Origin of the sequence: Kineosporia rhizophila, from assembly GCF_021277265.1 — a bacterium.
Lineage (GTDB): Bacteria > Actinomycetota > Actinomycetes > Actinomycetales > Kineosporiaceae > Kineosporia > Kineosporia rhizophila.
In genome coordinates this window covers 51,017-62,952 of the sequence record NZ_JAJSOH010000027.1, presented here as the reverse complement: position 1 = coordinate 62,952, position 11,936 = coordinate 51,017, and the positions used below count along the sequence as shown (strand labels likewise).

General features: G+C 70.7%; 13 protein-coding genes. All 13 read right to left on the bottom strand.

The window, feature by feature from the left end; all coding sequences use genetic code 11:
* Positions 1-2 precede the first annotated feature (2 nt).
* The gene (locus tag LWF15_RS28590; RefSeq protein ID WP_232814062.1) at positions 3-632 is read right to left on the bottom strand and encodes a cyclase family protein; all 630 of its coding nucleotides are present in this window, start codon (positions 630-632) and stop codon (positions 3-5) included.
* 12 nt (positions 633-644) lie between these two features.
* Positions 645-1,430 (bottom strand): creatininase family protein, encoded by a 786-nt coding sequence (locus LWF15_RS28585; protein ID WP_232814061.1) that lies wholly within the window; start codon positions 1,428-1,430, stop codon positions 645-647.
* A gap of 13 nt (positions 1,431-1,443) precedes the next feature.
* On the bottom strand, positions 1,444-1,872 hold the full coding sequence (locus tag LWF15_RS28580; RefSeq protein WP_232814060.1) for a cytidine/deoxycytidylate deaminase family protein: 429 nt from the start codon (positions 1,870-1,872) through the stop codon (positions 1,444-1,446).
* The gene (locus tag LWF15_RS28575) at positions 1,869-2,627 is read right to left on the bottom strand and encodes an amidohydrolase family protein (protein WP_232814059.1); all 759 of its coding nucleotides are present in this window, start codon (positions 2,625-2,627) and stop codon (positions 1,869-1,871) included. The genes LWF15_RS28580 and LWF15_RS28575 overlap by 4 nt, the downstream gene beginning before the upstream one ends.
* On the bottom strand, positions 2,617-3,615 hold the full coding sequence (locus LWF15_RS28570) for an ABC transporter ATP-binding protein (protein WP_232814058.1): 999 nt from the start codon (positions 3,613-3,615) through the stop codon (positions 2,617-2,619). The genes LWF15_RS28575 and LWF15_RS28570 overlap by 11 nt, the downstream gene beginning before the upstream one ends.
* The gene (locus LWF15_RS28565; protein ID WP_232814057.1) at positions 3,612-4,604 is read right to left on the bottom strand and encodes an ABC transporter ATP-binding protein; all 993 of its coding nucleotides are present in this window, start codon (positions 4,602-4,604) and stop codon (positions 3,612-3,614) included. The genes LWF15_RS28570 and LWF15_RS28565 overlap by 4 nt, the downstream gene beginning before the upstream one ends.
* A complete protein-coding gene (locus LWF15_RS28560) occupies positions 4,601-5,284 on the bottom strand; it encodes an alpha/beta fold hydrolase (protein ID WP_232814056.1) in 684 nt (227 codons plus the stop codon). The genes LWF15_RS28565 and LWF15_RS28560 overlap by 4 nt, the downstream gene beginning before the upstream one ends.
* Position 5,285: 1 nt before the next feature.
* Positions 5,286-6,383, bottom strand: a complete 1,098-nt coding sequence (locus LWF15_RS28555) for an ABC transporter permease (protein ID WP_232814055.1) — start codon at positions 6,381-6,383, stop codon at positions 5,286-5,288.
* Positions 6,380-7,216: an ABC transporter permease gene (locus LWF15_RS28550; RefSeq protein WP_232814054.1), complete on the bottom strand. Its 837-nt coding sequence runs from the start codon at positions 7,214-7,216 to the stop codon at positions 6,380-6,382. Before LWF15_RS28550 ends, LWF15_RS28555 begins: the two co-directional genes overlap by 4 nt.
* Positions 7,209-8,882 carry an ABC transporter substrate-binding protein gene (locus LWF15_RS28545; protein WP_232814053.1) on the bottom strand — a complete coding sequence of 558 codons (1,674 nt, stop codon included), beginning with the start codon at positions 8,880-8,882 and terminating at the stop codon, positions 7,209-7,211. The genes LWF15_RS28550 and LWF15_RS28545 overlap by 8 nt, the downstream gene beginning before the upstream one ends.
* A gap of 592 nt (positions 8,883-9,474) precedes the next feature.
* Positions 9,475-10,020 carry a flavoprotein gene (locus LWF15_RS28540; protein ID WP_232814052.1) on the bottom strand — a complete coding sequence of 182 codons (546 nt, stop codon included), beginning with the start codon at positions 10,018-10,020 and terminating at the stop codon, positions 9,475-9,477.
* A 1-nt stretch (position 10,021) separates the two neighbouring features.
* Positions 10,022-10,807: an ABC transporter permease gene (locus LWF15_RS28535; protein ID WP_269810993.1), complete on the bottom strand. Its 786-nt coding sequence runs from the start codon at positions 10,805-10,807 to the stop codon at positions 10,022-10,024.
* 11 nt (positions 10,808-10,818) lie between these two features.
* Positions 10,819-11,820: an ABC transporter ATP-binding protein gene (locus LWF15_RS28530; RefSeq protein WP_232814050.1), complete on the bottom strand. Its 1,002-nt coding sequence runs from the start codon at positions 11,818-11,820 to the stop codon at positions 10,819-10,821.
* Positions 11,821-11,936: the final 116 nt, after the last annotated feature.

The window sequence follows — 11,936 nt, the reverse complement described above, 5'->3', positions numbered from 1 at the left end:
CCTCAGCGCTCGATCAGGATGGCCCGGGTGAACGAGCCGTCGGCGTCGACCAGCTTGGCCGGCAGACACACCAACTCGTACTCCCCGGGGGCCACCTCGTCCAGGTCGGCGTTCTCCAGGATCAGCACGTTCGCGTTGAGCAGCACGTGGTGGGAGTCCCAGGTGTCGGTGCGGGTGTGGTGCTCCAGGGTCATGTAGTCGGTGCCGATCAGCTCGACCTCGTTGGCCACCAGCCACTTGGCCGCCTCCGGGCCCACGCCCACCCAGGTCTCGGCGCGCTCGGTCTGCTTGAGCGGGCCGGCCGAGTTGGTGGTCTTCAGCAGGACGCGCTTGTGCCCGGCCACCCCGGCGGCCTCCAAGTGCTCGGGCAGCACCTCGCCTTCCACGTGCGTCAGGTCCGCCACGATGCACGGGCCCACCAGGGAGTAGAGCGAGACCTTGTCGATCGGGGTGGCACCGTCGACGAAGTGCGCGGGCGCGTCCACGTGGGTGCCGGTGTGAGCGCCGATGCGCCAGCGAGTCACGTTGCTGGCGTCGCCGTTCGCCACCGACTCGACCACCTCGACCTCGGGCTTGCGGCCCCAGTGCAGCATCTTCGGGTGGATGGGCAGGGTGATGTCGTAGATCTTCATGCGGGTTCCTTCCTAGACGCTGGGGCGGTGCGTGGGGTCGGGCCAGGACTCGGCCACGGCCTTGGCCACCGCCTCGGCGGTGGTGCGTACGCACCGTTCGAACTCGGTCTTGCCATGGTCGGGGTCGGCCTCGGCCACCTCGCGGCCCCACACGCCGGTGTCGCTGACCTGGTCCATCCGGTAGTCCCAGAACGAGTCCACGTCCACGTGGGAAGTGGCCCTCTCCATGTGCACCAGTTCGGGGTGCAGGTGCAGCATCACCGAGGTCTCGAAGAAGTTGGCGTGCATCAGGCCCCGGCCGAACTGCACCCGGCCGTTCACTTCGGGGCCGGGGTACATGGTCACGTAGCCCAGCGCCCGCACCCGGGCGTCCTTGTGCCGCACCCGCAGCTTCTCAGCGGTCACGTCGAGCGAACCGTTGTTCCAGATGTGCCCGTTCAGCAGAACGAACTGTCGTACGCCCGAGGCGTACAGCGAGTCGATCAGGTCTTCCATCACCGCGATCAGCGTCTCGGGGCGCAGCGCCACCGTGCCGGGGAAGTCGCCGTGCGAACCGGAGACCCCGTAGGTGACCGGCGGGAGCACCGGGACGCCGGTGAGGGCCGAGACCCCCTCGGCCACGGCCTGGCAGATCAGCGTGTCCACGGCCAGGGGCAGGTGCGGGCCGTGTTGCTCGATCGCCCCCACCGGGATGATCACGGCGTCGGTGCGTTTCACCACCTCGCCGGCTTCCGGCCAGGTCTGTTGTTCCCAACGCACCGGGCTGCCAGTGCCACCCGAGCCACCCAAGTCGCTCACGAACGTCCTCCATTCACCATTTGCGTCTGCTCTTCTCCGGCAGGAGATCGAGCGCGGCGTAAGCCTTGATCTCTTCGCCCGCGGTCACCCAGACCCGCGCGTCGGGGCAGTAGTCGCTGATCAGTTCCCGGCACACCCCGCAGGGGGCGATGACTCGGAACCGGTCGGCGGGTTTGATCTGGACCGACACCACGGCCTCGATAGACAGCACGCCCGCGCCCACGGCCGTCCCCATGGCCACCCCCTCAGCGCAGATCGAACTACGTCGGCAGGAACCCTCCACGTGTACGCCGGTGTGGATGGCGCCGTCGCTCGTCCGCAAAGCCGTGGCGACTTCGTGGCGACCGTCCACCCAGACCCGGCCCAGGACGTCCTGGGCCCGTTCGAGCAGTTCGACGTCGGCCGCGGACATGGCCGAAGGGGCCACCAGGCGGGTGATCACAGACCGAGGATCTTCGCGAAGTTGCCGCCCTCGACCAGGGCCCGGTCGGCCTCGTCGGGGATCGCCTTGGCGATCTTCATCCGCTCCAGGTCGAAGTCCGAACCCGGCCACTCGCTGCCCAGCAGGATCTTCTCGGCGCCGAGCCGGGCGTAGGCCCGCTTCACGTCGCTCATCAGGGTGGCCGAGGTCTCCAGGTACACGTGCGGCTGGCGCTCGGCCACGATGATCGCCTCGGGCACGTTCCAGACCGCGCCCATGTGCGCGATGATCGTGGGCACGCCCGGGTGGTCCTTGGCGATCTCCTCGATCGCCAGCGGGGCGCAGAACGCGTCGTCGAGCGCGTTGATCAGCACCGGGAGGCCCAGCTCGGCGCACTTCTCGAAGACCGGGTCGAGCAGGCCGTGGTCGGCCACGTGGTAGCCGTGCATGCTCGGGTGCAGCTTCAGGCCCTTCAGGCCGGCCGCGGCGAACCGCTCGATCTCCTCCAGGGCGTTGTCGGCCTGGGGCATCACCTGGCCGAAACCGATGAACCGGTCGGGGAACTCGGCGACCATGCCGATCAGGAAGTCGTTCTCGATGCGCTGGGCCAGCGAGCACACCATCGCCATGTCCACCCCGGCGGCGTCCATCCGGGTCAGGATCCGCTGCGGGTCGAAGGGCACGTGGGCCGGGGGCTTCTCGCCCGGCCGGGCGCCGGTCAGGTAGTCGGAGCGGCCCCGGACGTCCTGGGTGGTGTTGTAGGCATCAATGATCACTGTGGGCGTGCTCCTTGCTGGTTTCCAGACCTGCTGTGGCTAGCGGAAAATGACAACGGACGCTTCGTCCCGGCTCGAGTTCCCGCAGCACCGGTTGCTCGGTGCGGCACAGGTCGGTGACCTTGGGGCAGCGGGTGGAGAACAGGCACCCGCTGGGCGGGTCGGCCGGGTCCGGCGGGTCGCCCGGCAACTGGGCCGGCCGGGATTCGGCCTTGGCCGTGACCCGGGGCACCGAGGCCAGCAGGGCACTGCTGTAGGGGTGCGCCGGGCCGGCGAAGAACGCGTCGCGCTCGGCGACCTCGATGATCTGCCCCAGGTACATCACCGCCACCCGGTCGGCCAGCTGCCGCACCACGCCCAGGTCGTGCGAGATGAACAGGCAGGTCAGCCGGCTCTCCTCGGTCAGGTCGGCGAGCAGGTTGACCACCTGGGCCTGGATCGAGACGTCGAGGGCGGAGACCGGCTCGTCGGCCACCACGAACCGGGGCGAGGGGGCCAGGGCCCGGGCGATGGCGATGCGCTGTCGCTGACCGCCGGAGAACTCCCGCGGGCGGCGGTGCCCGGCCTCGCGGCCCAGGCCGACCAGGTCGAGCAGTTCGCCGGCGCGGTCCTCGGCCTCGGCGCGGGTGGCGCCGCGAGCCCGCATCACCGGCTCGGCGATGATGTCGACGATCTTCCGGCGCGGGTTGAGCGAGCCGAACGGGTCCTGGAAGATCATCTGCAGGTCGGCCCAGACCCGGCGCAGCGCGGCCCCGCGCAGGTGGGTGATGTCCAGCCCGAGGAAGTCGATCCGCCCGGCCTGGGGCTCGATCGCCCGCAGCACGGCCCGGCCGAGACTGGACTTTCCGCAGCCGGACTCGCCGACCAGGCCGAGGGTCTCACCCTCGGCGATCTCCAGGTCGACGTCGCGCACGGCCCGCACCCGGCGGCCGCCCGGGCGGGTGTACTCGACCCGCAGGCCGGTCAGCTTCAGCAGCGGGGTGCTCATGCCGCACCGGCCTTCCGGGCCTCGTCGTTGCGCAGGCAGGCGTCCAGGTGACCCGGTTCGCCGTGCCGCTGCTCCAGTTCCGGCCGCTGGGTGCAGCCGTCTTCGGCCTGCGGGCAACGCGGGGCGAAAGCGCAGCCCTCGGGCCGGTTCACACCGGTGAGCGGGCTGCCGGGGATGGCCCTGAGCCGCTTCGGCCGGGGGCCCTCGATCCGCGGCATGGAGTTGAGCAGACCGATCGTGTACGGGTGCTGCGGGTTGCCCAGCACCTCGTCGCGGGTGCCGATCTCGACGATCCGCCCCGCGTACATCACCGCGATCCGGTCGGCCACCTCGGCCACCACGCCCAGGTCGTGGGTGATCAGCACGATCGCGCTGCCGTGCTCGGACTGCATCCGCTTCAGCAGGGCCAGCACCTGGGCCTGGATGGTCACGTCGAGGGCGGTGGTGGGCTCGTCGGCGATCAGCACCCCCGGGTCGTTGGCCAGCGCGATGGCGATCATCACGCGCTGGCGCATGCCCCCGGAGAGCTGGTGCGGGTAGGCCCGGGCGCTCTGGGCCGGGTTGGCGATACCCACGTCCCGGAGCAGGTCCTCGGCCTTGCGGGTGGCGTCGGCCTTGCTGATGTCCTGGTGCTGCCGGATCATCTCGGCCACCTGCCGGCCCACCCGCTGCACCGGGTTCAGGGCCGCCAGCGCGTCCTGGAACACCACGGCGATACCGGCCCCGCGAATCTTCTGCAGCTGCCGGGTGTTCGCCGCGACAAGGTCGGTGCCCTGGTAGTCGGCGGTGCCCGAGATGTGGCTGCGGGGGCCGCGGTTGAGCCCGGTCAGGCCCATGGTCAGGGCGGACTTGCCCGAGCCGGACTCGCCGACCAGCGCCAGCAGTTCGCCGGCCTGCAGGTCGAGGCTCACCCCGTTCACCGCGGGCAGCCGGCCGGCCGGTACGTCGAACTCGACCCTGAGGTCGCGGATGCTGAGAACGGTGCTCACGAGAGCGCTTCCGCGGCCTCGTCGATCAGGTCGGCGACCCGGCCCGGGCTGACCTGCGGCACGAAGTGGCTGCCGTCCACGTCGTAGGTGGGGCCGCCGATCCGTGCCGCCATGTCGCGCTGGGTGTCCACCCGAAGGGTCTTGTCCTGGGCGGCGACCAGGTACCAGGCCGGCTTCGCCCGCCAGGCGGGGGAGGCGGACTTCTGCTCGAAGATCAGGTTGGAGCTCTTGCGGGACTCGCCGTCCCAGACCGTACGGCGCTCTTCCGGCAGGTCCCAGGCGATCTCCGCGTAGTACTCCGGCGTGCGTTGGGAGAACCACTCGCCGTTCGGCCCGCGGCCCATGTGCTTGCTCACCGGTGCTTCGGGATAGTTCACCAGGATGTCCTGGATCGACTCGCCCTCGTCCGGCGCCCAGGCCGCCACGTAGACCAGACCTTTGACCCTCGGGTGGTGGCCGGCTCCGGTGATCACCGCCCCGCCGTAGGAGTGGCCGACCAGCAGGACGTCTTCGGTGGTGTTTTCGTCGATCCACGCCGTGGTGGTGGCGATGTCGTCCTCAAGGGAGGTCAACGGATTGGTGACCGCCGTGACCGCGTGCCCACGTTCGTCCACCATTGGAAGCACCAGGGTCCAGGTGGTGGGGGTACCGCCGGCGCCGTGCACGAGAACGATTTCCATCTCAGCTCTCTCCCAGCCGCGGGTCCAGCACCAGGTACAGGACGTCCACGGCCGCATTGACCAAAGTGAACAGGAGGGCGATCGCGAGGGCGGCGCCCTGCACGACCGGGTAGTCGCGCTGCAGCACCGCGTCGACCAGCAGCACGCCCACGCCGGGGTAGGAGAAGACGGTCTCGGTGACCGTGGAACCGCCCAGCAGAGTGCCGAACTGGAGGCCGAGCACGGTGATGATCGGCAGTGCGGAGTTGCGCAGCACGTGCCGGCGCACCACCTGCTGCTCGTCCAGGCCCTTCATCTGCGCGGTGCGCACGAAGTCGTCGCCGAGCACCTCCAGCACGCTGGCCCGCACGATCCGGGTGATGAAACCCGCGGTGGACAGGGCCAGGGTGGAGGCGGGCAGGATCAGGTGCTGCATCCACGGCCAGATCAGCTCGGGCCGGTCCTGCAGGATCGCGTCGAGCAGGACGAAGTTGGTGAACGGGTCGTACTCCAGGCGGTTGGGCACCCGGCCGATCACCGGCAGCCAGCCCAGCCACACGCCGAACACCACGATGCCGAGCACGCCCAGGGCGAACCAGGGCAGGCTGAAGGTGACGGTGGCGGCGGCCCGGGTGGCGGTGTCCACCCAGGTGTCCTTGCGCAGCGCCGCCCACAACCCGGTGACGCCGCCGATCGCGACCGCGATCAGCATGGCCGCCACGGTCAGCTCGATCGTGGCCGGCAGCGCGTTGCCGATCAGGCCGAGCACGTCGTTGCCACCGAAGTAGGACTCGCCGAAGTCGCCGCTCAGCAGGTCTTTCAGATAGATCAGGTACTGCTCGGGCAGCGACTTGTCCAGACCCAGGTTGCGGGTGATCTCCTCGGCGTTGGCGGTGATCTGCGCCGCGGTCTGGTCCGAGGCGCCGCCCGCAGCCAGGGATTTGGCGGGCGATCCGGGCAGCAGCCGCAGGGCCACGAAGACCAGGGTGGCCAGCGCCCACAGCACCAGAGGTACCGTGAGCAGGCGCAGCGCGATCATCCGAGGCAAGCCGGTGGTGGCCCGCTGCAGGCGTTTACCGGGCTGCTTGGCCGAAACCCGGGAGACTGGAGCGATGGTCACGTGAGCCCCCGGGGGTCGAGCGCGTCGCGCAGGTCGTCACCGGCGAAGTTGCAGGCGACCACGAAGATCAGGGTGGCGGTGGCGGGCAGCACGGTCAGCGACGGGGTGGTGAGCACGAACTCCTGCCCGGCCTGCACCATGTTTCCCCAGTCGGGGGTGCTCGGCGGGATGCCCAGCCCGAGGTAGGAAAGACCGGCCGCGAACCCGGCGGCGATCGAGAGGGTCATGACCACCTGCGCCATCATCGGCCCGGCGATGTTCGGCAGGATCTCCTGCAGCATGATCCGTGGGCCCCGGCTGCCGCCCAGCTTCGACGCCAGCACGTAGTCGCGGGCCGCCTCCCGCGCGCTCAGCGCCCGGGCCAGCCGGGCCAGCCCCGGCGCCAGCGAGACCCCGATGCCGATCACCAGCGTGGTCGGGCCGGCCCCGGCGCCGGCCACCAGCAGGATGATCAGCAGGATCGACGGGAAGGCCAGGGCCAGGTCGACCGTGCGCATCACGGCCTGGTCGACCAGACCGCCGAAGTACCCGGCGGCCACCCCCACCAGCAGGCCGATCAGCGTGGCCAGGGCGGTGGCCAGCACGGCCACGGTGAGCAGCGGCCGGGAGCCGTGCACCAGCCGGGCCAGCACGTCACGGCCCAGGTCGTCGGTGCCCAGCAGGTGCCCGCCGCTGCCGATCGGCAGCAACGGGTCGCTGCTCTGGCGCACCGGGTCGGCGCTGACCAGCAACGGGCCGAACAGCGCGACGAGGACGAAGAACGCCAGGATCAGCCACGACAGCATCGACAGCCAGTTCGTGGCGATCCGGCGGTTCCTCAGCAGGTCAGACACTCGCCTTCTCCATGAAGCACCGGTGGTTGCCCAGCGCGTTGGGGCTGATGCCCTGGACGTTCGCGCCGCTGACCACCGGGTTGGTGGAGTAGGCGAGCATCACCAGCGTCATGTACTGCTCGGCCCAGCGGCGCTGGATGTCGCTGTAGGTGGCCGTGCGCTCGTCGCCGACCTCGAGGTTCTTGGCCGCGAACAGTTCGTCGGCGAACTTCTCGGCGCCCTTCAGGGTGACCATGCCGGTGGCGTAGTCGCCGTAGACGCCGGACGGGCTGGCCATCGAGCCGACCATGTTGTCCGGGTCGGGGACGTAGGAGTTGCGCTCCCAGATCATCAGGTCGTGGGCGTCGTCCTCGGGATCGGTGACCCGCCCGAAGTAGGTGGCCGGGTCGACCGAGGTGACCTCGACCTTCAGCCCGATGTCGGTGAGGTTCTGCTCGACGATCTGCTGGGCCTTGGGGTGCCAGCTGTCGCTGGCCGCCATCAGGTGCACGGTGCGCCCGGTGGCGCCGGCCTGCTCGATCAGCTGCTTGGCCTTCGCCGGGTCGTAGGCGCTGAGGTCGGCCAGGCTCGGGTCGTAGCCGTCCTGCGAGGGCGGGATGGTGTAACCCTCCGGCAGCTGGGCCTTTCCGAAGAACGCCTGGGAGACGATGGCCTCCCGGTTGACCGCCAGGTTGATCGCCTGGCGGACCTCCAGCTCGGTGATCCGGCGGGCGTCGATCAGCATGATCGCGTCGAAGCCCATGGTGGTGTCCTGCACGGTGACCGCGTCGTTCTTCTCCAGCGACTGCAGCGAGGAGTACGGGGTGAACTGGGTGGCCGAGATGTCGCCCGAGATGAGCGAGTTCACGATCGTGGAGGGATCGGTGACCTGCTGCAGGACGAGGCGGTCGATCGGCGGGCGGCCGAGCCGGAAGCCGTCGAACGCCTCGAGCACGACCGACTGGCCGGGGGTGGCCGAGACGAACTTGAACGGGCCGGTGCCGACCAGCGCCTTGCCGATGTCCGAACCGGCCTTGTCCAGAGCGGCTTTGGAGATGATCCGGCCGCCGATGTCGGACAGGTCGGAGAGCATCATCCGGTCCGGCACGCCGAGCACGATCTGGACGGTGAGGTCGTCGGGGGCGGTCAGCGACTTGACGTTGTCGCCGAGGCTGCGCAGCGGGCGGGAGGAGCCCTCGGGGAGGGTCTTGTCGTTCTCGTCGAACTGCCGGCCGAGGCTGGCGAGCACGTCGGCGGAGGTGAAATCGGTTCCGTCGTGGAACTTCACCCCGCTGCGGAGCTTGAAGGTGTAGGTGAGCTGGTCGTCCGAGACCTCCCAGGACTCGGCCAGGTCCGGCTGCGGCTCGTTGCTCTCGAAGTCGATGAAGGTGAGGCCGCGGCAGATGCAGTCGACCGCCATCCAGTCGCCGAGGGTGGTGTAGAACGCCGGGTCGTTCACCGCGCTGGTGCCGTCGACGGCGAGCGTGAGTGTGCCCCCGGTCCGGTTCTCGCCGGCCTCGGCGGTGTCGTCGCCCGCGGCCACGCCGCAGGCCGAGAGCAGGCCGCTGAGGCCGAAGGTCAGGCCCATCCCGAGAAGGCCGGCTCCACGGAGCATGGTCCTTCGCGAGACGTCTTCGGGGGTGGATCCGGAGGACGGCTGGGGTGCGGCGCTGGCGGGTCGCGGCATGAGAGCTCCTACGAGACGGGCAGGTCGGCAGGGGACAGCCTGGATAGCAATCGACGCAGATTGGATCCATCTATGAAGGGAACGTATCCTGAATAGGAGGTCGCGTCTAGAGTGATCTGCGAGGCCGCGGAGGGTTGGGTGGTGCTTCTGGTGCGCCAGCCTTGGGCTGTTAGGGGTGGCGTCGGGGCTCGGGGCTCGGGGCTCGGGGCTCGGGGCTGGTGGGTGCCCGCCGGGGTGGTCGGGAGCTAATTCGCGGTTGGTCTGGGTGTGGGTCGAGGCGGGAGCGTCCCGACCGTGCTGCCGCACTGGTCTGCGTCGACCCGGGGCGAACGCCGGTGGCCCGTGAGGCGGTGCGTACCGGCGGGGTGCACCTGGCGCCACGAGTGGGTACGAACCTGGCACTCGTGAACGCCTGCCTCTACGTGATAACAGGCTTTTGATCGATTGTTCAGGCGCCTAGGTATGAATAAGGAGCCTTATAGCGACACTTTGTTGAGGTGTAGGCCGTAGATCGTTCCGGCCTTGCCGCTGGGTCTCGATGAGAGGTGGCCCGTGACTTGCTTATCGCTGCGTTTCGGAACGCAGGGGTAGGTCAGGGGCGGGGTAGGGCGGTCTGGATCTCGGTGAGGATGCGGGCCCAGGGGAGGCCGGGTTCCTGGCGGGGGGAAGTAAGGGGCCACCAGTGTTCGCCGGTCAGCAGGTGCACGTCGGCCGCGCGTAGGGCGGCGATGTGACCGGGCCAGGCGGGGTGGCGGGTGTGGGCGAGGTTGATGCAAGGGAACAGCACCACCGGCACGTCGGGGCGGCCGATCATCTCGTTGGCCGCGGTCATGGCCTGGTTGTCGCTGATGCCCAGGGCCAGCTTGGCCACGGCGTTCGCGGTTGCCGGAACCACCGCGCAGACATCCGGTTCGGGGTGGGGGCGGGGTTGGCCGGGGCGACGGGAGGTCCAGCGCACCGGCAGACCGGTGAGCTCGGCCAGTGCTTCGGCCTCGCCGTCTTCCGAGAGCCAGGTGCCGGCCGTGGGGGTCAGCGTGATCGCGACCTGCCAGCCCGCCTCGGCCAGGGGTTCGACCAGGCCGGGGCGGAGTCCGGCCAGACCCCCGGCGGCGCAGGCGATCAGGCTCAGGACGGGCACGTCAGCTGTCCCAGCGGAACCAGCGGATCGTGGCCGCAGTGCCCGCGGCGGTCCAGGCGGAGAGGATCAGAAGGTCGGCCCAGGGCCAGGTTCCGTCGGTCAGGGCCACGCGCAGGCCGTCGCCGAGCGCACCGGAGGGCAGCCAGCGCACCACGTCGCCCAGCGGCCCGAGCTGGTCGGCGGCCAGCACCACGCCGCCGCCGGCCAGCAGCAGCACCCAGATCAGGTTGGCCGCGGCCAGGACGGCCTCGGCGCGCAGGGTCCCGGCCAGCAGCAGGCCCAGGCTGACGAACGCGGCCGAGCCCAGCACCCCGACCAGCAGGGCGGGCAGCAGGCCGGAGGCGGCCGGGTGCCAGCCCAGGGCCAGGCCGACCGCACCGAGCAGGACCACCTGGATCGCCGAGACCGCGGCCACCGCGCCGAGGCGGCCGGCGATCAGCCCGGAGCGGCCCAGGGGAGTGGTGCCCAGCAGACGCAGCAGGCCGGCCCGGCGGTCGAAGCCGGTGCTGATCGCCTGGCCGGTGAACGAGGTCGAGATCAGGGCCAGCGCCAGCACACCCGGGGTGGCCAGGTCGATGCGGCGGCCCTCGCCCAGGTCGACCACTCCGCTGCGGGCCAGGCCGGCCAGCACGAACAACGGCAGGATCACGGTGAGCAGGAGCTGCTCACCGTTGCGGAGCATGGCCAGGGCGTCGAACCGGGCCTGGGCCAGCACCCGGCGCAGCGGCGGGGCCGCGCGCTCGTCACCGTCGCCGCTGAGCGCCGTCTGGGAACCGGGCACCGTCATCTCCAGAGCACTCACGCCCCGACCACCCCTACGACCTGTGCGGCGCCGGAGCGGCGGGCGGCGATCTCCAGGAACACGTCTTCCAGACTCCTCCGGCCGAGCACCAGACCCTCGGGCATGATCCCCAGCCGGGCGCACCACGCGGTGGTGGCGGCCACGTCGCCGGGGAGCAGATGGGCCTCAGGGGTGCGGTTCGCGACCACGTAGTGACCGGGCCGCACCTCGGTGGCAGCGATCCCGGCGGACAGCAGGGGGGCCAGTTCGGTCAGGTCCAGACCGGCCGGCGCCCCGAAACTCAGGGTGCGTTCGGTTCCGCCGGTGAGTTCGCCCGGCGTGCCCGCGGCGACCACCCGGCCCTCGGCCATCAGCACCACGTGGTCGGCCAGCCGCTCCGCCTCGTCGAGCAGGTGCGTGGTCAGGACCACGGCCACCCCCGAACGGCGTAACCGGCCGATCAGCTCCCAGACCGCGATCCGGGCCTGCGGGTCGAGACCGGCGGTGGGCTCGTCGAGGAAGGCCACGTCGGGGCGGCCGACCAGGGCCACCGCCAGGGCCAGGCGCTGACGCTCGCCGCCGGACAGGCGGCGCACCGGGGTACGCAGCCGGGAACCCAGGTCGAGGGTCTCGACCAGGTCCTTCACCGGGTGCGGCCGGGCGTACATCGCGGCGGCCAGTTCGAGGACGTCGCCGGCCCGGGCGGCCTGGGGCATGCCGCCGTCCTGCAGCATCACGCCGACCCGGGGGCGCAGCCAGGCACCGTCGGTGACCGGGTCGCGGCCCAGCACGCGCACGCTGCCCCCGTCGGGCCGGCGCAGCCCCTCGCAGCACTCGATGGTGCTGGTCTTGCCGGCGCCGTTGAGCCCGAGGACGGCGGTGACCGCTCCGGCGGCGGCGGTGAACGAGGCGCCGTCGACGGCGACCTTCGTCCCGTAACGCTTCACCAGGGCGCTCACCTCGACGGCGGCACCGTTGGCCCCGGTGCTGCCCGAGGATGACGCTGGAGAACCTGGCACACCTCCACCATAGGGAAGAGCGCCGGACGCGGTGGCTCCGGCCCCGCACGGCGGGCCCGGCAATTCGTGGTTTCCTTGTGCGGCACGGGTTCCGGGACGGTGGTAGTTAGGTTTAC